The sequence below is a fragment of the Pseudoblastomonas marina genome, from assembly GCF_014641655.1.
Classification (GTDB): domain Bacteria; phylum Pseudomonadota; class Alphaproteobacteria; order Sphingomonadales; family Sphingomonadaceae; genus Alteriqipengyuania_A; species Alteriqipengyuania_A marina.
Map to the genome: position 1 here is coordinate 408,270 of NZ_BMID01000001.1, position 25,429 is coordinate 433,698.

Genomic DNA, 25,429 nt, shown 5'->3' on the forward strand with positions numbered 1-25,429 from the left:
TTATCCGTACCTTCCGGTGATATAGTCCTTGGTACGCTCTTTCTTCGGGTTGGTGAAGATTTCCGAAGTAGGGCCGAATTCGACCATCTTGCCAAGGTGGAAGAAGGCGGTGCGCTGCGAGACGCGCGCGGCCTGCTGCATCGAGTGGGTGACGATGACAATCGCATAGCGACCGCGCAGATCGTGGATCAGCTCCTCGATCCGAGCGGTGGCGATCGGGTCGAGCGCCGAACAGGGCTCGTCCATCAGGATCACCTCGGGATCGACCGCGATCGCGCGAGCGATGCAAAGCCGCTGTTGCTGGCCGCCCGACAGTGCGGTGCCCGAATCGTCGAGCCGGTCCTTGACCTCCTCCCAAAGGCCGGCTCGCTTGAGCGAGCGTTCGACTACCTCGTCGAGCGCGTCCTTGCTCGAGGCGAGGCCGTGGATCTTGGGGCCGTAGGCGATGTTCTCGTAGATCGACTTGGGAAACGGGTTGGGCTTCTGGAACACCATGCCGACCCGCGCGCGCAGTTGCACGACGTCGAGCTTGGGATCGTAGATGTCGTCCCCGTCGAGCTTGATCGTTCCCTCGACCCGCGCGGTCGGGATCGTGTCGTTCATCCGGTTCAACGAGCGCAGGAAGGTCGACTTCCCGCAACCCGACGGGCCGATGAACGCGGTGACGTAGTCGGTCGGAATGTCGATCGAAACGTCGTCGATCGCCTTCTTGTCGCCGTAGAAGACCGAGACGCCCTGCGCCTCCATCTTGGGCGGGCCCGAGGGGGCGGCGGAATCGTCTTCGAACTGGGAGGTCTGGGTTACCATGATTTCTCGAACCTGTTGCGCAGGTAGATGGCGATGGCGTTCATCGCGAGGAGGAACAGCAATAGCACGATGATCGCGGCGCTCGTGCGCTCGACGAAGCCGCGGTCGATTTCATCGGACCAGAGGAAGATCTGCACCGGCAGGACGGTCGCCGGCGAGGTGAAGCCTTCGGGCGGGGTGGCGATGAAGGCGCGCATGCCGATCAGCAGCAGCGGCGCGGTCTCGCCCAGCGCGCGCGCCATGCCGATGATCGTGCCGGTCAGGATTCCGGGAAGCGCGAGTGGAAGCACGTGGTGGAACACGACCTGCATCGGCGAGGCACCGATCGCCAGCGCACCGTCGCGGATCGAGGGCGGCACCGCCTTGATCGCGTTGCGCCCGGCGATCACGATCACCGGCATCGTCATCAGCGCCAGGGTCAGGCCGCCGATCAGGGGAGCGGAGCGATAATTGGGGAAGATCGTCAGGAACACCGCGAGGCCGAGCAGGCCGAAGATGATCGAGGGTACCGCGGCGAGATTGTTGATCGAGACCTCGATCACGTCGGTCCAGCGGTTCTTGGGCGCGAATTCCTCGAGGTAGAGCGCCGCGAGGACGCCGATCGGGAAGGCCAGCAGCAAGGTCACGATCATCGTCAGGATCGAGCCCTTGAGCGCCCCCCAGATCCCGACTTCCTGCGGATCGGTGGCATCGGCGCGGGCGAGGAAGCCGCTGTCGAAGTTCTTGTCGAGCTGGCCGGCATCGGAGAGCTGGGTCGCCAGCGCCTGCAATTCGGGCGAGCCGTCGCCTTCGAGTGCCTGCGCGAAATCGTCGGTCGTGGGGAGCCAGAAGGTCTCGCTGCGGTTCAAGATCCCGGGGTCGTCGGCGATCGCGTCGGCCACCTCGCGCCAGGCCTGGCTGCCGAGCTTGTCGGCACCCTCCGCGCCAAGCGCTTCTTGCGCGAAATATTCGACCACGTCGGGCAGGCCCTGCTGCTCGAGCGCCAGTTGCGCGCCGTTGCCTTCCATCGCTGCCGGATTGGCGGCGAGCCCGGCCTGGGTGAAATCGATCGGCACTTCGAGCTCGGCGCGCTGGAAGCCGCCGATGCCGTTGATGGTCATCGTGGCGAGCAGGAACAGCAGCACCACGACTGAGAAGATAATCGCGCCGAGCCCGGCATATTTGAAGCGCTTCTCTGCCTTGTAGCGCTGCCGCAGCCGCGCCTCGAACTCGGGCGTACGGGTGGGCGCGCGCAGCGGGCGGGGGTCGTCGGTCGCAGAGGATGTCACGGCGTCACTCATAGGCTTCGCGATATTTCTTGACGACGCGCAGCGCGACGAAGTTGAGCGCCAGCGTCACGAGGAACAGGACGAAGCCGAGCGCGAAGGCGGCGAGCGTCGCCGGATGGTCGAAACTGCCCTCGCCGGTGAGCAGCGCCACGATCTGCACCGTCACGGTGGTCATCGATTCGAGTGGGTTGCCGGTAAGGTTGGCGGCGGTCGAGGCGGCCATCACCACGATCATGGTTTCGCCGATCGCGCGGCTGATCGCCAGCATCACGCCCGCGACGATGCCGGGCAGCGCGGCGGGTACCAGCACGCGCTTGATCGTTTCGGACTTGGTCGCGCCCATCGCGAGGCTGCCGTCGCGCATCGCGCCGGGGACGGCGGCGATGCTGTCATCGGCCATCGAGGACACGAACGGGATGATCATCACGCCCATCACGAGGCCGGCGGCCAGCGCGCTCTCGCTCGAGGCATTGGAGATGCCAACCGACATGGCCATGTCGCGGATCGCGGGGGCGATGGTGAGCGCCGCGAAGTAGCCGTAGACCACGGTCGGCACGCCGGCGAGCACTTCGAGCGCGGGCTTGACCCAGGTGCGGACCTGGGGCGGGGCGTATTGGGTCAGGTAGATTGCGCTCATGAGGCCGAGCGGGATGGCGACGATCATGGCGATGATCGCGCCGATGAAGATCGTGCCCCAGAACAGCGGGATCGCCCCGTAGCGGGTGACGTCGGGATTGTCGGCGCTGGCCATCGGGTCGGGTGCCCAATGCGTGCCGAACAGGAAGCTGACCGGGTCGACCATGCCGAAGAAGCGGATGGTTTCGAACACGAGGCTGACGAGGATGCCGAGCGTGGTCAGGATCGCGACCAGCGAGGCGAGCAGCAGCAGCACCAGCATGCTGCGCTCGACCTTGGTGCGCGCGCGGAAATCGGGCTTCACCCGCAGGAAGGCGAAGGCCCCCCCGGCGAAGCCGAGCAGCAGTGCGACGACGAGGCCGATGATATTGGTGCGTTCGATCGCCCCGCGAAACGGCTCGATCAGCGGGCGCGCCATCGGGTCGAACACGCCCTGCGCCGCACCGGTCGCGACCGCGCGGGCCTCGGACAGGATCTGGGTCCGCTTGAAGCCGAACTCGGGCAGCGCGTCGGCGGCCGGGTGGGCGAGGACCGAATTGAGCACGATCTGCGGTGCGATGATGCTCCACAGCACCGCGAAGGCCACGATCGGGACGGCCACCCACAGCGCGACGTACCAGCCGTGATATTGCGGCAGGCTGGCGAGCCGCCCCGTGTCCGAGGCGGCTCGCATGCCGTAGGCCCGCGCACGTGCCGCGAGCCACCCGGCCAGGCCCAGTCCGAGGGCCAGGAGAAACAGGATGGCAGGCGACATGGTTGCGGATCAGGTCCTTAGTTGAGTTCGGAGCCGTCGATGGTGGTGTACTGCGTCGCCGCAGTCTGGTTGCGCGCCATCGTGTCTTCGGGCGAAGCGACCAGGCCGATATCGGCGAGCGGGCCGCCCTTGCTCCACATCGTGGTCCACTGGGCGAGATATTGCTTCAGGCCGGGGATCGCATCGAGATGCGCCTTCTTGACGTAGACATAGAGCGGACGCGCGCCGGGATACTCGAAATTCGAGATGTTCTCGTAGGTCGGGTCGACTCCGTTCATGGGGAGCCCCTGCACGCGGTCGGCGTTTTCCTCAAGGTAGGAATAACCGAAAACCCCAACGGCGTCCGAATTGCCGGTGATCTTCTGGACGATGAGGTTGTCCTGCTCGCCCTGGTCGACATAGGCACCGTCGCTGCGGACTTCGGTGCAGATTTGATCGTAACGATCCTCGTCCGCTTCCTTGACCGCTTCCATCTCTGGGTTGGCTTCGCAGCCGACTTCGAGGACCAGCTCCTTGAGCGCGTCGCGCGTACCCGAGGTCGAAGGCGGGCCGTAGACCAGGATCGGCTTGTTCGGAAGCGAGGGGTCGACGTCCGACCAGTTCTTCGCGGTCTGCTCTTCGCCATAGGGACGGGCGGCCAGCGCCCGATAGACGATCTCGGGGGTCAGGTTCATGTCGATGCCGCCCTGCGCCGAGGCAAAGGCGATTCCGTCGAGGCCGACCTGCAGTTCGATGATCTCGGTCACGCCATTGGCCTGGCAGGTTTCGAATTCGCTCGCCTTCATGCGGCGCGAGGCGTTGGCCATGTCGGGCGTGCTCGGGCCGATGCCCGAACAAAACAGCTGGATGCCGCCGCCGGTGCCGGTCGATTCGATGATCGGCGAACCGAAATCGGGATTCGAGCGGGCGAAGGCTTCGGAGACGGCCTTGGCGAACGGATAGACGGTCGACGAACCGACCGCGCGAATCGAATTCCGGGTGTCGCCCCCGCCTTCGCTGCCACACGCGGCAAGTACCAGCGTCGCCACCGAGGTGAGCGCGATTTTCGAGAACTTCGTCATGGGAAACCCCTTTTGCATTGGTCCAATTGCCGGCCCTTTGCGCCGGTGTGATGACACTTTCGTGACATCCGAATGACAGGCGCCAGGGAATCGCCGCAGCAAGTCCCTAGCGTTCCGTCGCTTAGAAATCGACCTGCCCGCGCAGGCCGAACACGTCGCCCGAATAGGAGGTCGAACCGAACGGGCCGACATAGGCGGCGTCGTCGAATTCGATGCGCCCGTAATTGAGCATGAAACGGGTGTTGTCGGTCGGGGTCCAGACGAGCGAGGCGAGATAGGCGTTCTGCTGCCCGCCGAGCACGGTCCCGTCGTTGAGGTCGAGGTAATCGTAGCGAAGCACGACCTGGACCGCGCCGAACCCGCCATTGCCGACTTCGTTGACCGGCTTCACCCGGTCGAACTTGCCACCCTTGTAGCCGCGCGTGTCGGGGGTGAGGAACATGCCGACTTCGGCATAGCCGCCGAAAAATGCCGGGCTGGAAGGCAGCGCCGGACCTTCGAGCGTCTGCCAGAAGGCCTCGCCCGCGGCGTGGAACCGGCCGGCAATCGCGGCGGCCTCGAGCCCGAAACCGGTCTCGCTGTCCGCGCCGAGCGTGCCCGTGCTGACGAAGCGTTCGCCGGTGAAGTGGACCTGCGGGCGCTGGCGATAACGCACGGTCGATCCCGCTTCGAGGTCGGCATAATGCGCCGAGCCACCAAAATGCAGCTGGGTCGAACCGAGCTTGGGCATCGCGACCACGCGGCCGTCCATGCTCCAGTTCTTGTTCGACAGGTCACCGATATTGTCGGTGAAGAAACCGCCCTGCGCGAGCACGAGGTCGCCCTTGTACTGCGCCGAGACGCCGACCCGGCGCTCGAAACCGAACGCATCGGTGAAGGCGGCGCGCTCGAGCATCGAGGTGAAGCGGCTCGAGGTCAGTTCCTCGAGGCTCTGGAAGTTGTTGTGCTGGCCGACCGACACTTCGAGGTCGCCCTTGCCATAGGTCAGGATCGCGTCGGTGATCTCGACGTCGTTGCCCGCGAAATCGAGTTCGAACTTGTAGCCGAAGCCGCCCGGCATCTCGCCTTCGACCCCGAGCCGTGCGCGGCGCACCTCGTTGCCCCAGCCTTCGGAGCGGCCCGTCTCATTGGGGACGTTCACGAAGCCGGCATCGTATTGCAGGCGACCGCGCGGCTTGAAGCTCCAGCCGTCGCCGGTGGAGATTTCGGGAGCACCCTTGAAGGCGACACTGGTGCCGTCGCCCGAATCGGCTGCGGCGGCCTTCGCCTCGGCAGCAGCTTCGGAGGCCCCGGCGGCAAGCGTACGCGTTTCCGCGATCGCGGCATCGCTTTCGGCTTGTTCGGCTTCGAGTTGGGCTTCGAGCGCTTCGATTCGCGCGCTCATTGCGGCCATGTCGGCGCGCATCTTGGCGAGCTCGGCCGCGGCGGCAGCCGAATCCTGCGCCATGGCGGGGGCGGACATGGTCGCGATGGCGATCGCGGCGGTGGTCGAAAACAGGTGTTTCATGGCAAGTCCCGATTGTTCGCGTGTCGAGTTCGCGATCCCGCTATGACGGGCAAATTGCACATTTATGACACGCGCGATCTGCGCTGTGGACGAGCCGCGCCGAGAGCCGACCCGCATCGGCCGCGTATCCGCGAAGGCTCATGGTCCCGTCATGAAACTGCAACATTGGCGTCATGTTAAGCCAATGATTTCGCTGTGGATTCTGCAAAGAAACCGTCACGTCCCAGCCCTAGTCCCCCGGCTCGACACACGAATCGTGTGCGTCGCATCGAATTCATCTGAACGAGGGGGCTTCCAGCCGTGACCAATCTCAACCGTGTTCTTCTTCTCGGCGTCAGCGCGCTCGCCGTCACCGGCTGCGAAGCCGATGAAATCGTTTCGCCCGGGACTTCCGGCGACGTGAACGTCGTGATCAACAATCCGACCCCGTCGCCGACCCCGACGCCGACTCCCACGGGCGGCACCGTGACCGCGGCGGCCGGCTGCCCGACAATCAACTCGACCGGCGGGCTCACCGATTCGGGCACGATCGCCGGCCCGACCGGGACCTATCGCATCTGCTCGCTCCCCGCGGTGATCGATGCCGACGACACGCTGCCTTATATTGCGGGGCTGCTCTATGCCCTGCCCGGCCGGGTCGACATCGGTGCGGACCGTGGTTTCGCCAGCACCGGATCGAGCGTCGAGCTCACGATCGAGCCGGGGGTGATCGTTTACGGAGCGACCGGTCGCTCCTTCCTCGTCGCCAATCGCGGCAACCAGCTGATCGCCAACGGCACCACCGCGCGCCCGATCGTCTTCACCAGCCGCGACAACGTGCTCGGCCTCAGCACCGACGCCTCGACCGGCCAGTGGGGCGGCGTTGTCCTGCTCGGCCGCGCGCCGGTTTCCGACTGCCGCACCGGCGGGTTCAACACCGCCGCGAGCCCGAACAACAATCCGACCTGCGAGCAGGAACTCGAAGGCACCACCACGCTCACACTGTTCGGCGGCGCCAACAGCGCCGACAGCTCGGGTTCGCTGCGCAACGTCCAGATCCGCTACTCGGGTTTCAGCCTCGCACCGGGCCGCGAACTGCAGTCGCTCACCACCGGCGGCGTGGGATCGGGCACCACGTTCGAGAACATCCTGACCTTCAACAGCTCGGATGACGGGATGGAGTTCTTCGGCGGTTCGGTGAACATGAAGGGCGTCGCCGTGATCGGTGCCGATGACGATTCGATCGACGTCGACACCGGGGCGCAGGCCAACATGCAATACGTGGTGGCCGCGCAGCGCAGCGCGGGCGGCGACAGCCTCATCGAACTCGATTCGCCCGATGGCGACTTCTCGACCGATGCGCGGCCGCAGACCGTGCTGCGCGTCGCGAATTTCACCTTCCTCGAGCGCAGCACCGGCAATTCGCAGGCGGTCCGCGCACGCGGCGGCGCCAAACTGGTGCTCGTCAACGGTGTGATCGATACCGACAACGAGACCTGCATCCGGATCGACGAAGCGGTCACCATCGCGGCCGACCCGGTGTTCAACTCGCTGGTCGGCGATTGCGACGCCGCGGCGCCGTTCAACGGCAGCTCGGGCGCCACCACCGCCCAGGTCCAGAGCGAATTCGCCGCCGGTTCGAACAACAACGCGTCGTTTACGATCACGCTGACGGCGGGCTACATCAACGGCTCGAACGAGAACGGCGTACCGGCATTCAATGCCAATTCGCTGTCGACCTTCTTCGATACCACGACGTTCATCGGCGCGGCGCAGAACGCCGCCTCGAGCCGCTTCGGCAACTGGACCTGCAATTCCTCGATCCTCGGCTTCGGCAGTGCGAACGGCAATTGCACCGGCCTGCCCGTCTACTGATCCGACGAGGGCGGGGCGCGGGCCTTGGACGGCCAGCGCCCCCGCCCTCCCATGCGGCGGCGAAGCATCGCCCTCGCGATTGAAATACTTTCCTAGGGGGCACCCACATGTCGACCGGCAAGCGTCTGGCGGGAATTCTACTGCTCGGCACCGCTCTCACCTTTCCGCACCTCGCACTCGCACAGGATACGCAGGGCGTCCCGCCCGGCGATGACCCGTCGACCGAGGCCAGCGCCGAGCAAAACGAAAACCAGATCGATCCGGCAGCGGACGATGACCAGGGCCAGGATGTCGAGGTCTCGATCCCCGGCGGCAATCGAGTCATCATCCGCGGCAATCGCGAACGCGACGTCTCGCGCGATTCGGGCCAGGTCCTGTCGGTCCTCACGGCCGAAGACATCGCCCGCACCGGCGAAGGCGACGTGGCTGGCGCGCTCACCCGCGTCACCGGCCTCAGCACGGTGGGTGACGGACGCGTCTTCGTTCGCGGCCTCGGCGATCGCTACTCGCTCGCGCTCCTCAACGGCCTGCCGCTGCCGAGCCCCGAACCGCTTAGCCGCGTCGTGCCGCTCGACATCTTCCCCACCAGCGTGGTCGCATCCAGCCTCGTGCAGAAGACCTATTCGGCCAACTTCCCCGGCGAATTCGGCGGCGGGGTGATCAACCTCACCACCCGCGCCGTGCCGACCGAAAGCTTCGTGGCGATCAGCGCCAGCGGCGGGATCGACACCGAGACCAATTTCTCCAACGGGCTGACCTATTACGGGTCCGACTGGGACAAGTTCGGCTTCGACAACGGCAATCGCGACATCCCGTCGAACCTCCAGGCCTTCTTCGACAGCGGGCAGCGGATCGAGAACACCTCGGTCGAAACGCAGGAAGGCATCGCCGCACAGATCTTCCCGCTCAACCTCGTGACGCTGCAACGAATCGACGAATTGCCGGCCAACTGGTCGGCGGGCATCGCGATGGGCACCTCGTTCGAGGTCGGCGGCGGCAATTACCTCGGCGTGATCGCGACCGCGAACATCTCGAACAGCTGGCGCAACCGCAACGTGCGCTCGCAACAGGCGAATACCGACCTGTCGACGCTGACCGACGATTTCACGACCTTCGTCACCGACAACAACGTGCTGGTGAACGGGCTGCTCAGTTTCGGCCTCGACATCGGCGAGCACACGATCCGCTGGACCAACCTCTATATCCGCGACACGCTCAAGACTGCGCGCCTCTCGCAGGGCACCGAGTTCGACAAGGGCGCGACCGGCTTCGATTTCATCAACCAGAACACCGCCTGGTTCGAACGCCAGCTGATCGACAGCCAGCTGGTCGGCGAATTCGACTTCGAGCCGATCGACGTCGATGTCCGGTTCGGTTTCGCGCAGACCGATCGCGAGGCGCCCTACAACGCGACATTTTCCTACACCCGCACCAATGTGGTCGACGACACGCCCGACGTGATCGATTCGGTCGGCGAACAGTTCGCGGTCTATCTCAACCAGGCGTCGGACACCGGCCTCAGCCGCGTCTCGTTCGACGACCTGACCGAGAAGCTCTGGTATGGCGGCATCGACTTCGGGTTCGAACCCTTCGACAGCCTCGCGATGACTGCAGGCCTGGCCTGGACCGACACCGACCGCAGCTCGATCCGCCGCGAATTCATCCCGCGCGCGGAAGCGGTTCCGCTGACGCTGACCGATCCGGTGACCGGGGCGACGCAGACCTTCACCCCCAACCCGCAGTTGATCCCGGTGATCGGGCTGCGGCGTCCGGGCGACATCATCAATGGCGCGACCCTCGCGCTGTTCGACATCACGCTCGCCGAAGCGAGCCCGTTCCCCAAATTCGACGCAAACCTGTCGATCCTCGCGGGCTACGGCCTCGTCAACTGGACCCCGATCGAGGCGATCTCGGTCGAGGCCGGGGTGAGGTACGAAATCGCCGACCAGTCGGTCGCGCTCGACCAGTCGGTGTTCGACGCGCCGATCCTCGGCGCCACCGCGACCGACCTGTCGGAGGACTATATCCTCCCCGGCGCGACGGTGACCTGGTTCGCGACCGACGATCTGCAGCTGCGCATCGCGGCATCGAAGACGATCGCCCGTCCGCAGTTCCGCGAACTCGTCGAGCAGACCTATTTCGATCCCGAATCGAACCGCACCTTCCGCGGCAACCCGTTCCTGGTCGACAGCCAGCTGACCAATGCCGAGGCGCGCGCCGAGTATTATTTCGGCAGCGCGGGCGACAAGTTCAGCGTCGCGGGATTCTACAAGAAAATCGATCGCCCGATCGAGGCGTTCATCGCCGCGAGCGCGGGTGGCGGCCTCGTCACCTCGTTCGCCAATGCGCCCGAAGCCCGGCTCTACGGCGCGGAAGTCGAGCTGCAATACACGTTCGACCTGTTCGGCCTGGGGTCGTTCTTCGAAACCAGGCAGTTCGCGCTCCGGGGGAACTACACCTACACCAGTTCGGACATTCGCGTGCAGACGGGCGACCAGACCTTCATCCCCCCGGGCGGCGCGACCGATGCGATGGTCGTGTTCACCGATGGCGACCGGCTGGTCGGCCAGTCGGACCATATCGCCAATGTGCAGGTGAGCTTCGAAGATACCGAGAAGCTGTCGCAGTTCAGCGTGCTGCTCAACTATGCGAGCGAGCGGGTTACCAGCCGCGGATTCCAGCGGCCCGACGTGATCGAGGATCCGGGCCTGACCGTGGACTTCGTCGCGCGACAGGAACTGGGCATTTTCGGGACGCCGATCGATATCGAGTTCGAGGTCCGCAACATCTTCGGTCGCGACAATTTCGAATTCCAGGAAAACGGCACCAACCGGATCGAGATCAACACCTACGAGAAGGGCACGCGCTTCTCGCTGGGGGCGAAGGTCGAGTTCTAGGACGGCGCAACCGCAAGGACAAACAGGGGCGTGGCACCGCGAGGTGTCGCGCCCTTTCTCGTTGCTTCAGTCGAGGTCGAGGACGTAGCCGAGCGGGCGGACCGTGCGGATCACGTCCTGCGCACCGGCCCGCTTGAGCGCCCGGCGCAGGCGCGCGACCCAGACATCGACCGTGCGTTCGTCGACCGGGTGGTGATCCTTGCCGAGGCCGGATATCAGCTCGCTGCGGGTCATCACCCGGTTGGCATTGCGGCCGAGGAAATGGAGTAGGCGGAATTCGTTGAGCGGGAGCTGAAGCAATTCGCCGTTCCAGCGCGCCTGGATCGCATCGGTGTCGACCAGCAGCGGACCGTGCTGCAACCGGCTGCCGATCTCGGTCCGGACCTGGCGCGGCAGGGTCTCGTCGAGCAGCCGATGGAGCGATTCGGGCGAGAGCGGGCCGAGGATCACGTCGTTCGCGCCGGCCGCGAGCGACTGCCGTGCCTGGTCGACCGAATCGTCCCGCAGCAGCATCACGATATGCGCGCGAGCGTAGCGCGGATCGGCCCGCAATGCGCGGCAGCGCTCGACCCCGCTCTCGCCTTCGAGCGCCCAGTCGAGCGCGACCCATAACGGGCCGTCGCCGGGAACGACGCGATCGAGCCGGCCGATGCGCAGTTCCACCCCTTCGGGCGCGGCCTCGGCTGCGGCGAAACTGGGCGGCGAGGTAACGAGAAGATCGACAATCTGCACGCGCGCGACATCCCCCTTTCGGTGCAATGTCGTCGCTGCCTATCTAGCGTTACAGGTCTGTGACGCTGCGGACCGAAAATTGCCCCTGGTCAGGTCGGCGAGGCGTCGATCGTCGGCAGGCGGATGCGGACGGTGGTTCCCTCGCCCAGCACCGAATCGATATCGAGCCTGCCCTGGTGCCGTTCGACGATGTGTTTGACGATCGCGAGGCCGAGGCCGGTCCCGCCCGAGGCGCGGCTGCGGCCCGGATCGGTGCGGTAGAATCGGCGGGTGAGGTGAGGCACGTGTTCGGGCGCGATGCCGGGGCCGCGATCCTCGACCGCAAGGATCACCGAATCGCGTGGCCCGGGCGACAGCGTGACCGAGACGCCCTTTTCGGCGTCGCCGTATTTGAGCCCGTTCTCGACGAGGTTGCGTACCACCTGTTCGAGCTGTTCGGGATCGCCCAGCACGGTAAAATCGCGCGGCGAGCGAAAGGTGACACGATCCTGCCGGTCGGGTCCGGCGCCGTCGCGCGCGGCGCGCTGGACGAGCGGGCCGAGGTCGATCGGCTTGGCCGGTCGTTCGTGCTTGCTCGCCTCGACCCGGCTCAGGCTCATCAGGTCGGAGACCAGCGACTGCATCCGCCGCGCCTCGCGTTCGATCACGGCGAGGAACTTGAACCGTTTTTCCTCGTCCGGCTGGGCTTCGGGATCGGCGAGGATTTCGACATAGCCGAGGATCGAGGACAGCGGCGTGCGCAGCTCGTGGCTCGCATTGGCGACGAAATCGGTGTGCGCGCGACTGAGATCGGCCTCGCTCGACCGGTTGACCAGTTCGAGCAGGATCCGGTCGCGCCCCACCGGGCGGCGGCGCAAATCCCACACGCTGCGCGGGGAAACCAGCCCCTGGATGCGGACTTCCTGTTCGTCCTCGCCATGCAGCATCGCGATTGCTTCGGGATGGCGCAGCGCGACGCGGGCGTCCTGGCCGACAATGTGCGCGCCGAGCACTTCGCGCGCGGCGGCATTGGCGCGCGTCACCCGCATGTGCTCGACGAACAGCAGCGGCGTGCTCAGGGGTTCGAGCAGGTGCTCGATCGCTTCATCGTCGAAATGATGATCGTCGTCGGACAGAATGTCGTCGGGATTGGACGGCTGGACGAGGAACAGCGAGGCGAGCCACAGCACGCCGATCGCCAGCGCCAGCTCGAATCCGGCACCCGAGGCAACCATGAAGATCATCCCGACCAGCGCCGCCAGTGCGCCGGCCATGATGCGGCCCGGTCCGCTCATCGGTGAAGCCTCGATGCCATGCGGTCATCGCCCTATCGGGCGCGGGCGAGGTGGACAAGCGCGGGCTTTGGCGGCACCCCCTGCCACCAGACCTGCGAGAGGATGCGATGCCCATCAGCGACGGCGATTTTCCCGAACTGCGCGAAGCCGTGCGCGCGCTGTGCGCCGATTTTCCCGGCGAATACTGGCGCGAAAAGGATCGCGAGCGGGCCTATCCGGGCGAGTTCGTCGCCGCGCTCACGAAGGCCGGCTTCCTCGCCGCGCTGATCCCGGAGGAATATGGCGGGTCGGGGCTGAGCCTCGAGGAAGCGGCGATCGTGATGGAGGAAATCCAGGCGGCGGGCGCCAACGGCGCGGCGGCGCATGCGCAGATGTACGTGATGAACACGCTGCTGCGCTACGGTTCGGACGCGCAGAAGGCGCGCTACCTGCCCGATATCGCCAGCGGCGAGTTGCGGCTGCAAGCCTTCGGCGTGAGCGAGCCGACCAGCGGGACCGACACGCTCTCGCTGCGGACGCGGGCAGTCCGCAAGGGCGATCGCTACGTGATCAACGGGCAGAAGATCTGGACCAGCCGGGCCGAACATTCGGATTTGATGATGCTGCTGGCGCGCACCGCCCCGCGCGACGAGGCGAAGTCGAAGACGCACGGACTGTCGCTGTTCCTCGTCGACATGCGCGACGGCAATTCGCGCGGGATGGCGATCGAGCCGATCCGCACGATGATGAACCATTCGACCACCGAAATCTTCTTCGACGATTTCGAGATCCCTGCCGACGCGCTGATCGGCGAGGAAGGCGAGGGCTTCCGCTACATCCTCTCAGGGATGAACGCCGAACGGATCCTGATCGGCGCCGAGTGCGTCGGCGATGCCAAGTGGTTCATCCGCAAGGCGAGCGAATATGCCGGTTCGCGCGAGGTGTTCGACCGTCCGATCGGGCAGAACCAGGGTGTCCAGTTCCCGATCGCGCGTTGCTATGCGCAGATGCGCGCCGCCGAGCTGATGGTGCGCCACGCCGCGCGCGCCTATGACAGCGGAGAGGGCGCGGGGAAGGCCGGCGGCGAACAGGCCAACATGGCGAAGCTGCTCGCCTCCGAAGCCAGCTGGTCCGCTGCCGACATGTGCGTGCAGACGCATGGCGGATTCGGTTTCGCGGAAGAATACGACGTCGAACGCAAGTTTCGCGAGGCGCGGCTCTACACCGTCGCGCCGATCAGCACGAACGCGATCCTGAGCTACATCGCCGAACACGTGCTGGGCCTTCCGCGCTCCTACTGACCGCGCTAGGACAGCGCCATGACCGCCTCCCCAGTGATCTCCGCCACCGGCCTGTTCACCCCGCCCGAGAGCATCTCGAACGAGGAACTCGTCGAGAGCTTCAACGCCTATGTCGCGCTGCATAACGCGCGCAATGCCGAGGCGATCGCCGCCGGCGAGGTCGAGCCGCTGACCGAAAGCTCTACCGGTTTCATCGAGAAGGCGAGCGGGATCAAGTCGCGCCATGTCATGGCCAAGGCTCCGGTGCTCGACCCCGAAATCATGGCCCCGCGCTGGGACGAGCGCGGCGACGACGAATTATCGATCATGGCCGAGATCGGGGTCAAGGCGGCGAAGCAGGCGCTCGAACGCGCCGGTCGCAAGCCCGAAGACGTCGACGCGGTGCTGTGCGCGGCCTCGAACATGCAGCGCGCCTATCCGGCGATGGCGATCGAAATCCAGGACGCGCTGGGGATCGAGGGCTTCGCGTTCGACATGAACGTCGCGTGTTCCTCGGCCACCTTCGGGATCCAGACCGCGGCCGATTACATCCGCGCGGGGAATGCGAAATCGGTACTTGTCGTCAGTCCCGAGATCACCAGCGGCCACCTCAACTGGCGCGACCGCGATTCGCACTTCATCTTCGGCGACGTGGCGACGGCGGTGCTGGTCGAGGCGAAGGACATTGCGCCGGAAGGCCACTGGGACATCCTCGGCACCAAGCTGAAGACCGTGTTCTCGAACAACATCCGCAACAATGCGGGCTTCCTCAATCGCGCGCATCCCGAGACCCGCGACGCGCCGGACAAGCTGTTCGTCCAGGAAGGCCGCAAGGTGTTCAAGGAAGTGGTGCCGATGGTCTCGGCGATGATCCTCGAGGAAGCCGACCGGCTCGGCGTCGATCCAAAGTCGCTGCGGCGGCTATGGCTGCACCAGGCCAATGCCGGGATGAACCGGCTGATCGCGCACAAGGTGCTCGGCCACGAGGCGAGCGAGGACGAGAGCCCGACCGTGCTCGACACCTATGCCAACACGTCGAGCGCTGGCTCGATCATCGCCTTCCACAAGCACAGCGAAGACCTTGGCGCAGGCGATACCGCGCTGATCTGCTCGTTCGGGGCGGGCTATTCGGTGGGCTCGGTCTTCATCCGCAAGACCTGAGCGCGCGGATCAGGCCGCGCGGCGCTTGTCCGCCAGGATATCGAGGATGATGTTGGGCGGGCACGGCTTGGCGCAGATATGCGCCTTGGGAAACCGCTCGTCGAGATCGCCCGTATCGGTGTGACCCGAATGGAAGATGATCGGGATGTTCGCCTCGCTCAGCTTCTCTGCGAGCGGGAAGACGTCGCCATCGGTCAGCTCGATATCGAGGATCGCGAGGTCGGGCTTCGCCGATTTGGCTGCGGCCTGTCCTTCGGCGAGGGTGGCATGGGGACCATCGATCAACAGTCCGAGCACCTTGGCCTGTTCGACCATGTCGAGACCGACGATGTAATCGTCTTCCATGATGAGCACGCGCGGCTGCGCGCTTTGCTTATCGGTCATCCACTTTCCCCGAATATTGCCTTGCTGGGCGACTCAACGAGTCCCCAGCGACTCGGTTCCTATCTGGCGGCCCTGTGGATAAGTGTATCCGAGGAAAGCAATTGCGGCAAATTTTCCGCCGGTTTGCCCGGCTCGTACCAGACATAGAGCGGCACGCCCGCGCTGCCGCGTTCGGTCAGATAGCGGGTGATGGCAGGGTCACGCCGGGTCCAGTCGCCGCGCAGCACGACGACGTCGGCCGTTTCAAAGGCCTGTTTCACCGATTCGGTCTCGATCGCGGTCGCCTCGTTGACCTTGCAGGTCACGCACCAGTCGGCGGTCATCCATACGAAGACCGGCCGCCCGGCGGCGCGCGCCTGCGCCAGCGCTTCGGCCGAGAAAGGTTGCGTCGGGAGAACGCCGTCCCGCTCCGCCGAAGCCTCGCCGACGAGGTGCGGCGTGACGAGCATCGCGCCCACGCCGACGAACATGGCCGCGAGGATCGCGGCAACCGCAGGCCTGCCGCTTTGCTGGCGCATCCCGGCGCGCACCAGCAGCGCTAGGATCACCGCGGCGAACACGCTCGTCCCGAGCAACAGCGTCCACCCGCCCATCCGCCAGGCGAGCCAGGCGAGCGCCAGCGCGGTCAACCCCATCGGCAGCGCCATCCAGCGGCGGAAGCGCTCCATCCATGCGCCCGGTTTCGGCAAGGCCCGGCGCAGCGGGCGGACGAAGCCCAACAGCAGGAACGGCAGGCCGAGTCCGATCCCGAGCGCGGCGAACAGCGCCAGCGCCTGTGTCACCGGCAACAACAATGCCGCGCCCAGCGCCGCGGCCATGAACGGGCCGGTGCACGGCGTGGCGACGAAGCTCGCCAGCAAACCGGTCGCGAAGGCGCCGCGCGTCTCGCCCGCCTTGCTGCCGCGCGCGCCGAAGCCGGGGATCGCGAACTGGTAGAGCCCGACGAGGTTGGCGGTGATCGCCATCGCCAGCAATGCGAGCAACACGATCACCACCGGCTCTTGCAACTGGAACGCCCAGCCGACCTGTTCGCCGCCCGCGCGCAAGGCGAGCAGCAACCCGCCCAGGCCGAGTGCCGCGAGTGTCGTCCCCGCGGTGTAGGCGAGCCCTTCGCGCCGCGCGGTCGCCTCGTTCGCGCCGTGGCGCAGCAGCGCGAGCGCCTTGAGGCTGAGGATCGGGAACACGCAGGGCAGCACGTTGAGCAGCACCCCGCCGAGCAACGCGCTTAGCAGCAGCCACGGCAGCGCCAATCCGCCCGCTGCGCCATCGAGCGGCGTGCCGCCCGGGGCGACCGAGCCGGGCTCGGTGGTAAAGGCGAGCCCGTTGCCCGCCTCGTCGAGGCGCAGCACGGCATCGAAGCGCGACGGCAGCGGCTGTGCGCCGGATGGGCGTTGCAATTCGAACACCACTGCCCCGTCCTGCCGCAGCACGCGCTGCGGGGCGGCGGCATCGACCACGCCCTTCTGTTCGACGAACAGGTGCGGCTCGGTCAGCGCGACGCCATTGGGAAGCGGGATCGACACTCGAATCGAGCCGGCCTGCTCCTCGAACCGTGCCGGGCGATCGAGCGGGGCGGGGAGCGCTTGGCGCCAGCGATCAAACCGCGCGGTCGCCTCCGCCGATGCTCGCGCTACCCGGACCGTCGCGCTGAGCCGCGCGCGCTCGGGTACGCAGAGCCTGTCCGAGCAGGCGAGCCAGTTCGCCTCGACCGCGATCGGGACCATCGTTCCCGGCTCGGCATCGGATGGCGCGGTGATCGCGAAGAGGACACCATAGGGATCCTCGTAGACGTGGTTCATCAGGCCCGAGATCAACAGCGTATCGGGGACCGGATAGCGCGGGTCGGACACAGTCCAGCCATCGGGCAGGTCCCAATCCAGCGTCATGCCGAGCCCGGCATCGCCGGGGTTCGTCCAGTATCCGTGCCATCCCTTTTCGGGGCGGAAGTCCAAGGCGAGCGCGACACTTTCGGCGGGCGCGACCGGGCCTTCCGCGACCAGGGCGGCGGCGACGCGCTGCGGACCGCCGGCAGGTCCGGTCGGCAGTTGGGCGCTGGCGGGAAGTCCCGACAGGCCGACGACAGCGATGATCAGGAGAACGAAACGAAGCACGCTGGTAACACTATCCGCCCATGCAGGGCCGCGCCAACCCTTGCGCTCGCCCGATACCGGTTCCATGGACGCGGGCGAAGCCGCTTGCAATTGCCAAGGATGATTATGCGCCGCCTCCTCTCCCTCGCCGCCCTCGCTTCCGTCACCCTGCCGCTCGCCGCCTGTGCGCAGGCAACCGCAGAGGCCGCGCCGCGATCCACGGCCCCGACGACGAGCGCGGCGAGCGCGACCGAGGAGTCGCCCAGGCTCGTCGTCATGGTCGCGGTCGATCAACTTTCCTCCGACCTGTTCGCGCAATTTCGCGACGATTTCACCGGCGGCCTGGCGCGATTGGCGCAAGGCGCGGTGTTCCCCAGCGCCTACCAAGGGCAGGCTGCGACCGAGACCTGCCCCGGTCACTCGACCCTGCTCACTGGCGTGCGTCCGGCGCGCAACGGGATCGTCGGCAACAACTGGGTCGAGGCGTCGAGCCCGCGCGAGGACAAGGCGGTCTATTGCGCCGAGGATACGACCGATCCCGCCAGCACGCGCCGCAAGCCGGTCGTCTCGGCGCGACACCTGCTGGTCCCGACCCTCGGCGAATGGCTCAAGCAGGCCGACGAGGATAGCCGCAACGTCGCGGTCTCGCTCAAGGATCGTGCGGCGATGATGCTCGGCGGCACCGCCACCGACGCCGCCTGGTGGTGGGACGGCGAAGCCTTCGTGACCCATGCCGGTCGCCCCGCCGTGCGCGACATCGACACGATCAACGCTGCCATCGCGCGTACCATCGCGACGGGTGACAATCCCGTCCTCGACCGGTCGACCCCCGGCTTCTGCGCCCGCTTCGACCGATCCTTCACCGCCGGGCCGGTCGAATTCGGGGCCAACCCGCTGGCCGTACGACCGGGCAATGAGGGCGACTGGCGCCGCAGCCCACGTTCGGATCGCGCTACGCTCGCGGTCGCGCTCGACCAGCTCGATGCCAACCGGCTGGGTCAGCGCGATGCGACCGACGTGCTCGCCGTCAGCCTGTCGGCGACCGACTATGTCGGCCATGCCTACGGCACCAACGGCCTCGAAATGTGTCTCCAGCTCGCCGCGCTCGACGACATGCTCGGCGATTTCTTCGGCGAGCTCGACGATCGCGGGATCGACTACGTCGTGGCTTTCAGCGCCGACCATGGCGGGCAGGACGCGCCCGAACGGCTGGTCGAAATGGCCGATCCGGGTGCCGCACGGTTCGATCCCTCGCTGATCTCGGACGATCTCGAACTCGAGGTTCGAAGCCGCGCCGGGATCACTTTCGATCGCCGACTGGTCTACAACTACGCCAGCGAATTCGTGCTCGATCCCGGTCTTTCCACCGCCGATCGCCCGCGCACGATCGAGGCGCTGAAGGCGATCCTGCTCGAACACCCCCAGATCGAAGCGGTGTTCAGCGAGGCCGACATGCTGGCAACCCCGGCGCCCGACGGCAATCCGCAGGACTGGACGGTCAGGCAACGCGCCCGCGCCTCGTGGCGCAAGGGCCGCTCCGGAGACGTCACGATCCTCCTGAAACGCGGCGTGTCCGCCGTCTCAATCCCGGGCGAGGGCTATATCGCCACCCATGGCAGCCCGTGGGATTACGACCGCCGCGTCCCGCTCGCCTTCTGGCGCAAGGGCATGGATGGCTTCGAACAGCCGGTCCCGGTCGAAACGGTCGACATAGCGCCGACGCTGGCCGCGCTGATCGGGCTCGACGTGCCCGAGGGATCATTCGACGGGCGCTGCCTCGATCTCGATCCGGGCGAGGGCAATACCTGTGGAGCCGTATCGGAATGAGCGAACCTCGCGACCTCCTGATCCTCGGCGGTGGGCTGGTCGGGATGACCTGCGCGCTGGCGGCCGCCAGGCAGGGCATTTCGAGCCACGTCGTCGACCGCGCGACGCCCGAACAGCTGACCGCCGAGGGCGTCGACGGCCGGGCCAGCGCAATCAGCACCGCGAGCTGGAACCTGTTCGGCAATATCGGGCTTGCCGATGCGCTCGAACCATTGGGCTGCGGAATCGAGAACATCGCGGTGACCGACGCGATGAAGCCGGGGCGGATCGATTTCATCCCCGAACCGCACGAAGGCTCGCTCGGCCGGATGTTCGCCAATCGCGACTTGCGCATCGCGCTGTTCGAGGCGGCGCGCGGCGAGGAACTGATCGACTGGCATTCGGGTGCCGAGGTCGTCGCGCGCCATCGCGACGCATACGGAGCGAACGTGACGCTGGCAGACGGGCGCGAACTGTCCGGCTCGCTGATGGTGGCGGCCGAAGGACGTCGTTCGCCGACCCGCGAGGAAGCGGGCCTGCCGCTCGCCCACTGGCAATACGACCATGCCGCGATCGTCACCGCGCTCGCGCACGAGAAGCCGCATGACGGCGTGGCGTGGGAGATATTCTATTCCGCCGGCCCCTTCGCGCTGCTGCCCTTGCTCGACGACGCGCAGGGTCGCCATCGCAGCGCGTTGGTGTGGACGGTGAAGGAACGCGACGCGGCGGGCGTGACCAAGCTGGGCAAGCGCGCCTTCGAGGCCGAAGTCGCCAAGCGGATGCACGGGATCTACGGCGCGGTCGAGGAGATCGCCCCGCGCGCCGCCTGGCCGCTCGGCTTCCATCACAGCGCTCAGATCACCGACACCCGGCTCGCGCTGATCGGCGATGCCGCGCACGGCATTCACCCGATCGCCGGACAGGGGCTCAATCTCGGCCTGCGCGATGCGGCGACGCTGGTCGAGGTCGTCGCCGACGGGATGCGGCTCGGGCTCGAGCCGGGCGATGCGCAATTGCTCGCACGCTACGAACGCTGGCGCGGGCTCGACGCGTTTTCGGTGAGCGTGGCGACCGACGGACTCACCCGCCTGTTCGGGATTCCCGGTGGCGCAGCCTCGGCGGTGCGGCGGCTCGGCATGGGCGCGGTCCAGCGCATCCCGGCGCTCAAGCGGTGGTTCATGGACGAGGCACGCGGTGTCTCGGGCGACCTGCCCGAATTGCTCAAAGCCTAAGTTTCGGGGCCTAGTCTTCGGTTTCGCGCGCCGGGCTCGGCCGATCGAGCCGCGTGCCGCTCGAATCGCCGAGCGCCCGCGGTTCGAGGATCGCGGCGAGTTCGAGTCGTTCGAGCGCGCGCTGCGCGGCGAGGAAGCGGCGCGCATCGGCCAGCCAGGACGCGGCGGCTTCGGCATTGGGCAGGTTCGATACCTCGGCGATGGCCGGCTCGATCCGGCCAACCTGGAGGAATTGCTGCGCGCGTTCGATCCGCCGCGACGGCTTGGGGCTCGCGGTTTCCGCGCGGCGGATGGTGAACATCGAGGACAGCTCGTTGCGGAAGCGCTGCCAGCCGGTGGTGCTGGCGCTGGTATCGCCGAGCCGCGGGGCGAGCGCGTCGAGGCGGCGGGTGAGGTCGTCGAGCGTCACCGGGTCGTCGGCGGCGGCGAACACCGCGGCGACCGCATTGGGCTGGGCATCCTCGAACCGCAGCCGCAGCTGGTCGCGCAAATAGCCGAGCTCGGCGCCGCGTTCGAGCGCGCGGCGGGTGGCGAAGGCGACCAGCAGGCCTTCGGCACGGGCCGCATTGCCGCGCGCGGCCTGCGCGCGCAGGTCGAGCTCGTTGAGCCGCGTCTCGACACCCGCGAGCCGCTGTTCGATCGGTGCGGCAACGGCTTCGGCCACGCGTTCCTCGGGCGTGGCGGTGTCGGTCGTGGCGGTCGGCGTGGGCGAAGGATCGACCGCCACCGGACTGCCGCTCGGTAGCGCCTCGGCCACCTGCTGCGGCTCTTCCTGGCCGAAGCGCTGGATGTCGACATAGCCGCCGCTGACGAGGTACATCATCAGCAGGATCCCGACGACGAACGCTCCGAGCGTGATGCCGAGCCAGCCCAGCAGTCCGAGGCCCTTGCCGCCGGGTTTCTTCGCGTCGGGCGCGGTCTTGATGCGGTTGAACAGTTCGTCGGCCAAGTGGTCTTCCTTCAGGCGAAACTCTGGCACAGCGCGCGCGCAGTTTCCAGCAATGCCGCATCGCTGGTCTCGTCGGGTACAGCGACCGCGCGCCACCCGCGCCCTGCCGCCTCGGCGATCCGGGGGGAGAGGCAGGCAAGTGCGATGTTCATCCGCGCCAGCCCCATCGCGGTGCACAGGTGCGCGAAATGCTCGGCCGCGCGCGCCGAATGCAGCAACGCGGTGGAGGGGCCGCAGAGCAATTCGGCAAGGTCCTCGGGCATCGGCAGCGGGCGGCTCTCGTAAAGGATCGCGGTGCGGATCGCGACACCCTCTGGTGGGGCGACGGCGATGTGATCCACTCCGGCGAGCCGGAGGATACTGGCATGGTCCGGATCGATGTCCGTCACCAGCGAGGCGATTCCGTCGGCCGCCTGCGCGACCACGTTGAACCCCGCCGCGCGGGCCTGTTGCGCGGTGCGATCGCCCACGACATAGGCGGGCAGGTGGACGATCTTGGCGAGTTCGTCGCCTCCGAAGCGCAGCGCGTTGGCGCTGGACAGCAGCACGGCATCGACCCCCGCAGCGGGCGCTTCCCAATCGCGGCCGCGCAATTCGAACAGCGGATACGGGTGGGCATCGAAGCCCATCTCGCGCGCCAGCGTAGCGGTGCGCGCGGCGGCGGGCTGCGGGCGAAGGATGACGAGCGGGGTCACCCGGCGCCTTCGAAATGGGCGGTGATGGCTTCGGGTGCCTCGTGCAGCAACTTTTCGGCCATCGCCCGGATCGGTTCATGCTCGCCCGGGGCAAATCGCGCCTCGCCCTCGCGCCGCATGGCCCCGTCGGGCGAGAAGATCGCGGCGCGCATTTGCCAGCCCTCGCCGTCGCGCATCGTCAGCGTCGCGATCGGGCTCGAGCACGACCCGCCCAGCGCATCGAGCAGGGCCCGTTCGGCGCGCAATTGCGCGTGCGTATCGGCGTGATCGATCGCGGCGAGATGGTGCTTGGCCGCGTCGTCTTCCGCGCGGCATTCGATCGCGATGATGCCTTGCGCCGGGGCGGGCAGGAATTCGGTCTCGTCGAGCGGGGTGCCGACCCCGATTTCGCCGAGCCGGTCGAGCCCCGCCTTCGCCAGCAGCGTCGCTTCGGCCTCGCCCGCCGAAAGTCGCGCGAGCCGGGTCGCGACGTTGCCGCGGAAGGTTACCACTTCGCAATCGGGGCGGGCGTGGAGGACCTGCGCGGCGCGGCGCGGGGCGCTGGTGCCGATCCGCGCACCGCGCGGCAATTCGCCGAGCGAGGCCGCGCCGACCAGCACGTCGCGCACATCGGCCCGGATGAGCGTCGCGGCGATCGCGATCGCCTCGGGTCGCCAGGTCTCGACATCCTTGGCCGAATGCACTGCGGCGTCGATCTCGCCGCCGAGAAGTTGCGCGTCGAGTTCCTTGGTCCACAGCGCCTTGCCGCCGATCTCGGCGAGTGGACGATCCTGGATCCGGTCGCCGCTGGCGATCACCTCGACCAGTTCGACCGCGCCCGCATCCCAGCCATGCGCGGCGAGCAGCGCGTTGCGCACGGCATTGGCCTGGACGAGCGCGAGCGGCGAGCGGCGGGTGCCGAGGCGGAAGGGTCGGGCGCCGGTCGGACGGTCGGGGGTCGGAAGTTCGGGGGAAGCGGTCATGTCTCGCGCTTGTGCTAAATGCGAAAAGCCTTCAGGGAAAGTGGCGATGGCGCTGGTCCTAGGGATAGAAAGCAGTTGCGACGAGACCGCCGCGGCGCTTGTCGATGGCGATCGACGCATCGTTGCGCAGCGGATCGCCTCGCAGGACGAGGAACACGCGCCCTATGGCGGCGTGGTGCCCGAAATCGCCGCGCGCGCGCATGCCGACCGGCTCGCGCCCCTCATCGCGGCGGTGCTCGAAGAGGCTGATGTCACTCTCGACCAGTGCGATGCGATCGCCGCGACCGCGGGGCCCGGCCTGATCGGCGGGGTGATGGTCGGCTTGGTGAGCGCCAAGGCGCTGGCGATGGCGAGCGGGAAGCCGCTGCTCGCGATCAACCACCTCGAAGGCCACGCGCTGAGCCCTCGGCTGGCCGATCCGGCGCTCGAATTCCCCTATCTGCTGTTGCTCGTCTCGGGCGGGCATTGCCAGCTGCTGCTGGTCGAGGGAGTGGGCGAATATCGCCGCCTCGCGACCACGATCGACGATGCGCTGGGCGAGGCTTTCGACAAGACCGCCAAGCTGCTCGGGCTCGGCTATCCGGGCGGTCCGGCGGTCGAGAAGCTGGCGCGCGAGGGCGACCCAAAGGCCGTTCCGCTGCCGCGCCCGCTGGTCGGGAGCAAGGAGCCGCATTTCAGTTTCGCGGGCCTCAAGAGCGCGGTGCTGCGCGCGGTCGAAAGCGGCGAACACGCCGATGCGGATATCGCTGCGGGCTTCCAGCAGGCGGCAGTCGACTGCCTGCTCGACCGCACCCGCCGCGCGCTCGACCGGATCGACACGCCACCGGCGCTGGTGGTGGCGGGCGGGGTCGCCGCCAACCAAACCGTGCGCGGCGCGCTCGAAGGGCTGGCTGCAGAACACGATATGCGCTTCGTCGCGCCGCCCTTGCCTTTGTGCACAGACAATGCCGCGATGATCGCCTGGGCGGGGATCGAACGCTTGCCGCTCGGGCAGTTCGACCCGCTCGACGTGGCGGCGCGCCCGCGCTGGCCGCTCGATCCGGAAGCAGAGGCGGTGCGCGGCGCAGGGGTGAAGGCATGACGATCGGCGTGATTGGGGCAGGGGCCTGGGGCACTGCACTGGCGCAGGCGATGGCGAGCGACGGCAGCGACGTGGTGCTGTGGGCGCGCGAGCCCGAACTGGTGGACGAGATCAACACCGAGCGCACCAATTCGCTCTACCTGCCCACGGCCAGCCTCCACGAAACGATCCGCGCGACCGGCGAGATTGCCGATGTCGCCGCGCTCGACACGGTGCTCGTCGTCACGCCCGCGCAGCATCTCGGCACGGTCCTTTCCGACCTGGGCCGCTGCCCCCGCGACCTCTTGCTGTGTTCGAAGGGGATCGAGCGCGACACCGGGCGCCTGATGGCGGACGTCGCCGCCGAGGCCGCGCCCGACAGCGAGCTTGCTGTGCTCTCGGGCCCGACCTTCGCGCACGAGGTCGCCGCAGGCCTGCCGACCGCGGTGACGCTCGCCTGCGCGGGCGGACGGGCGCAGTGGGATCGGCTCAAGGCGCAGATCGCGCGACCGCATTTCCGGCCCTATTATACCGACGACGTGGTCGGCGCCGAGATCGGCGGCGCGGTCAAGAACGTGCTCGCGATCGCCTGCGGCGTGGTCGACGGATTGCAACTGGGTCAGAACGCCCGCGCCGCGCTGATCGCGCGCGGCTATGCCGAGATGCTGCGCTTCGGCGAGGCGCTTGGCGGGGATCGCGACACGCTGGCGGGCCTGTGCGGTCTCGGCGATCTCGTCCTGACCTGCTCTTCGACCTCAAGCCGCAATTATTCGCTCGGCAAGGCGCTGGGCGAGGGGATGAGCGCGGAAGAGGCGCTGTCGGGCAAGAATTCGGTCGCGGAAGGCAGCCACACCGCGCCGGTACTGCACGAACTGGCGCAGCGCGATCGCATCGACATGCCGATCGTGGCCGCAGTGGTGCGGATCCTCTCGGGCGAGGCCCCGGCGCGCGAGGTCGTTGCCGATATCCTCGCCCGCCCGCTCAAGGCGGAAGTCGGAGCGTGAACCAGTTCCCGCCGGAGCAACCTCCCCTCGAGGCCGA

The 25,429-nt window shown here is 67.3% G+C and carries 20 protein-coding genes; 8 read left to right on the forward strand and 12 right to left on the reverse strand.

The window, feature by feature from the left end; translation table 11 throughout:
* The 5 genes from pstB to IEW49_RS01975 all read right to left on the reverse strand — a co-directional run bounded on the left by pstB (position 1) and on the right by IEW49_RS01975 (position 6,033).
* Positions 1-807, reverse strand: a complete 807-nt coding sequence (gene pstB / locus IEW49_RS01955; RefSeq protein WP_188641101.1) for a phosphate ABC transporter ATP-binding protein PstB — start codon at positions 805-807, stop codon at positions 1-3.
* Positions 801-2,087, reverse strand: a complete 1,287-nt coding sequence (gene pstA, locus IEW49_RS01960) for a phosphate ABC transporter permease PstA (RefSeq protein WP_188641102.1) — start codon at positions 2,085-2,087, stop codon at positions 801-803. Before pstA ends, pstB begins: the two co-directional genes overlap by 7 nt.
* Positions 2,080-3,465 (reverse strand): phosphate ABC transporter permease subunit PstC, encoded by a 1,386-nt coding sequence (gene pstC, locus IEW49_RS01965; RefSeq protein ID WP_188641103.1) that lies wholly within the window; start codon positions 3,463-3,465, stop codon positions 2,080-2,082. The genes pstA and pstC overlap by 8 nt, the downstream gene beginning before the upstream one ends.
* A 17-nt stretch (positions 3,466-3,482) precedes the next feature.
* A complete protein-coding gene (locus tag IEW49_RS01970) occupies positions 3,483-4,526 on the reverse strand; it encodes a substrate-binding domain-containing protein (protein WP_188641104.1) in 1,044 nt (347 codons plus the stop codon).
* Between the two features lie 121 nt (positions 4,527-4,647).
* The gene (locus IEW49_RS01975) at positions 4,648-6,033 is read right to left on the reverse strand and encodes an OprO/OprP family phosphate-selective porin (RefSeq protein ID WP_188641105.1); all 1,386 of its coding nucleotides are present in this window, start codon (positions 6,031-6,033) and stop codon (positions 4,648-4,650) included.
* Positions 6,034-6,333: 300 nt separating this feature from the next.
* On the opposite strand from IEW49_RS01975, the gene IEW49_RS01980 reads away from it, so the two are divergent.
* Together IEW49_RS01980 and IEW49_RS01985 are read left to right on the forward strand one after the other, a co-directional pair.
* Complete coding sequence (locus IEW49_RS01980; RefSeq protein WP_188641106.1) at positions 6,334-7,887, forward strand: beta-helix domain-containing protein; 1,554 nt, start codon at positions 6,334-6,336, stop codon at positions 7,885-7,887.
* A 107-nt stretch (positions 7,888-7,994) separates the two neighbouring features.
* On the forward strand, positions 7,995-10,784 hold the full coding sequence (locus IEW49_RS01985; RefSeq protein ID WP_188641107.1) for a TonB-dependent receptor domain-containing protein: 2,790 nt from the start codon (positions 7,995-7,997) through the stop codon (positions 10,782-10,784).
* Between the two features lie 66 nt (positions 10,785-10,850).
* Here the strand turns inward: IEW49_RS01985 and IEW49_RS01990 are convergent, their stop codons facing one another.
* Together IEW49_RS01990 and IEW49_RS01995 are read right to left on the reverse strand one after the other, a co-directional pair.
* Entirely contained in the window at positions 10,851-11,516 is a 666-nt protein-coding gene (locus IEW49_RS01990) for a response regulator transcription factor (RefSeq protein WP_188641108.1), read from the reverse strand.
* An 89-nt stretch (positions 11,517-11,605) separates the two neighbouring features.
* Entirely contained in the window at positions 11,606-12,790 is a 1,185-nt protein-coding gene (locus tag IEW49_RS01995) for a sensor histidine kinase (protein ID WP_188641109.1), read from the reverse strand.
* Positions 12,791-12,897: 107 nt separating this feature from the next.
* On the opposite strand from IEW49_RS01995, the gene IEW49_RS02000 reads away from it, so the two are divergent.
* The gene (locus IEW49_RS02000) at positions 12,898-14,070 is read left to right on the forward strand and encodes an acyl-CoA dehydrogenase family protein (protein WP_188641110.1); all 1,173 of its coding nucleotides are present in this window, start codon (positions 12,898-12,900) and stop codon (positions 14,068-14,070) included.
* Between the two features lie 18 nt (positions 14,071-14,088).
* Positions 14,089-15,210: a beta-ketoacyl-ACP synthase III gene (locus tag IEW49_RS02005; protein WP_188641111.1), complete on the forward strand. Its 1,122-nt coding sequence runs from the start codon at positions 14,089-14,091 to the stop codon at positions 15,208-15,210.
* A gap of 9 nt (positions 15,211-15,219) precedes the next feature.
* Here the strand turns inward: IEW49_RS02005 and IEW49_RS02010 are convergent, their stop codons facing one another.
* Positions 15,220-15,594, reverse strand: a complete 375-nt coding sequence (locus IEW49_RS02010; RefSeq protein ID WP_188641112.1) for a response regulator — start codon at positions 15,592-15,594, stop codon at positions 15,220-15,222.
* Positions 15,595-15,653: 59 nt separating this feature from the next.
* Complete coding sequence (locus tag IEW49_RS02015; RefSeq protein WP_188641113.1) at positions 15,654-17,771, reverse strand: protein-disulfide reductase DsbD family protein; 2,118 nt, start codon at positions 17,769-17,771, stop codon at positions 15,654-15,656.
* A 39-nt stretch (positions 17,772-17,810) separates the two neighbouring features.
* On the opposite strand from IEW49_RS02015, the gene IEW49_RS02020 reads away from it, so the two are divergent.
* Together IEW49_RS02020 and IEW49_RS02025 are read left to right on the forward strand one after the other, a co-directional pair.
* On the forward strand, positions 17,811-19,511 hold the full coding sequence (locus IEW49_RS02020; RefSeq protein ID WP_188641114.1) for an alkaline phosphatase family protein: 1,701 nt from the start codon (positions 17,811-17,813) through the stop codon (positions 19,509-19,511).
* A complete protein-coding gene (locus IEW49_RS02025) occupies positions 19,508-20,722 on the forward strand; it encodes an FAD-dependent monooxygenase (protein ID WP_188641115.1) in 1,215 nt (404 codons plus the stop codon). Before IEW49_RS02020 ends, IEW49_RS02025 begins: the two co-directional genes overlap by 4 nt.
* A 10-nt stretch (positions 20,723-20,732) precedes the next feature.
* On the opposite strand, the gene IEW49_RS02030 is transcribed toward IEW49_RS02025, so the two are convergent.
* From IEW49_RS02030 to hemC, 3 genes are read right to left on the reverse strand one after another with little or no spacing between them, the layout of a single operon-like run.
* Positions 20,733-21,671, reverse strand: coding sequence for a hypothetical protein (locus IEW49_RS02030; protein ID WP_229658041.1), 939 nt, complete (start codon positions 21,669-21,671; stop codon positions 20,733-20,735).
* Between the two features lie 11 nt (positions 21,672-21,682).
* A complete protein-coding gene (locus IEW49_RS02035) occupies positions 21,683-22,366 on the reverse strand; it encodes a uroporphyrinogen-III synthase (RefSeq protein WP_188641116.1) in 684 nt (227 codons plus the stop codon).
* Positions 22,363-23,328 carry a hydroxymethylbilane synthase gene (gene hemC, locus IEW49_RS02040; RefSeq protein ID WP_188641117.1) on the reverse strand — a complete coding sequence of 322 codons (966 nt, stop codon included), beginning with the start codon at positions 23,326-23,328 and terminating at the stop codon, positions 22,363-22,365. Before hemC ends, IEW49_RS02035 begins: the two co-directional genes overlap by 4 nt.
* Positions 23,329-23,374: 46 nt before the next feature.
* Between hemC and tsaD the strand changes: the two genes are divergently transcribed.
* Positions 23,375-24,409 carry a tRNA (adenosine(37)-N6)-threonylcarbamoyltransferase complex transferase subunit TsaD gene (gene tsaD / locus IEW49_RS02045; protein WP_188641118.1) on the forward strand — a complete coding sequence of 345 codons (1,035 nt, stop codon included), beginning with the start codon at positions 23,375-23,377 and terminating at the stop codon, positions 24,407-24,409.
* Positions 24,406-25,392, forward strand: coding sequence for an NAD(P)H-dependent glycerol-3-phosphate dehydrogenase (locus tag IEW49_RS02050; RefSeq protein WP_188641119.1), 987 nt, complete (start codon positions 24,406-24,408; stop codon positions 25,390-25,392). The genes tsaD and IEW49_RS02050 overlap by 4 nt, the downstream gene beginning before the upstream one ends.
* Positions 25,393-25,429 lie beyond the last annotated feature (37 nt).

Excerpts from the sequence above, each read along its gene's own strand:
- pstB (WP_188641101.1), bottom strand. The coding sequence starts at position 807 with ATGGTAACCCAGACCTCCCAGTTCGAAGACGATTCCGCCGCCCCCTCG.
- pstA (WP_188641102.1), bottom strand. The coding sequence starts at position 2,087 with ATGAGTGACGCCGTGACATCCTCTGCGACCGACGACCCCCGCCCGCTG.
- pstC (WP_188641103.1), bottom strand. The coding sequence starts at position 3,465 with ATGTCGCCTGCCATCCTGTTTCTCCTGGCCCTCGGACTGGGCCTGGCC.
- IEW49_RS01970 (WP_188641104.1), bottom strand. The coding sequence starts at position 4,526 with ATGACGAAGTTCTCGAAAATCGCGCTCACCTCGGTGGCGACGCTGGTA.
- IEW49_RS01975 (WP_188641105.1), bottom strand. The coding sequence starts at position 6,033 with ATGAAACACCTGTTTTCGACCACCGCCGCGATCGCCATCGCGACCATG.
- IEW49_RS01985 (WP_188641107.1), top strand. The coding sequence starts at position 7,995 with ATGTCGACCGGCAAGCGTCTGGCGGGAATTCTACTGCTCGGCACCGCT.
- IEW49_RS01995 (WP_188641109.1), bottom strand. The coding sequence starts at position 12,790 with ATGAGCGGACCGGGCCGCATCATGGCCGGCGCACTGGCGGCGCTGGTC.
- IEW49_RS02000 (WP_188641110.1), top strand. The coding sequence starts at position 12,898 with ATGCCCATCAGCGACGGCGATTTTCCCGAACTGCGCGAAGCCGTGCGC.
- IEW49_RS02005 (WP_188641111.1), top strand. The coding sequence starts at position 14,089 with ATGACCGCCTCCCCAGTGATCTCCGCCACCGGCCTGTTCACCCCGCCC.
- IEW49_RS02010 (WP_188641112.1), bottom strand. The coding sequence starts at position 15,594 with ATGACCGATAAGCAAAGCGCGCAGCCGCGCGTGCTCATCATGGAAGAC.
- IEW49_RS02015 (WP_188641113.1), bottom strand. The coding sequence starts at position 17,771 with ATGGAACCGGTATCGGGCGAGCGCAAGGGTTGGCGCGGCCCTGCATGG.
- IEW49_RS02020 (WP_188641114.1), top strand. The coding sequence starts at position 17,811 with ATGCGCCGCCTCCTCTCCCTCGCCGCCCTCGCTTCCGTCACCCTGCCG.
- IEW49_RS02025 (WP_188641115.1), top strand. The coding sequence starts at position 19,508 with ATGAGCGAACCTCGCGACCTCCTGATCCTCGGCGGTGGGCTGGTCGGG.
- hemC (WP_188641117.1), bottom strand. The coding sequence starts at position 23,328 with ATGACCGCTTCCCCCGAACTTCCGACCCCCGACCGTCCGACCGGCGCC.
- tsaD (WP_188641118.1), top strand. The coding sequence starts at position 23,375 with ATGGCGCTGGTCCTAGGGATAGAAAGCAGTTGCGACGAGACCGCCGCG.
- IEW49_RS02050 (WP_188641119.1), top strand. The coding sequence starts at position 24,406 with ATGACGATCGGCGTGATTGGGGCAGGGGCCTGGGGCACTGCACTGGCG.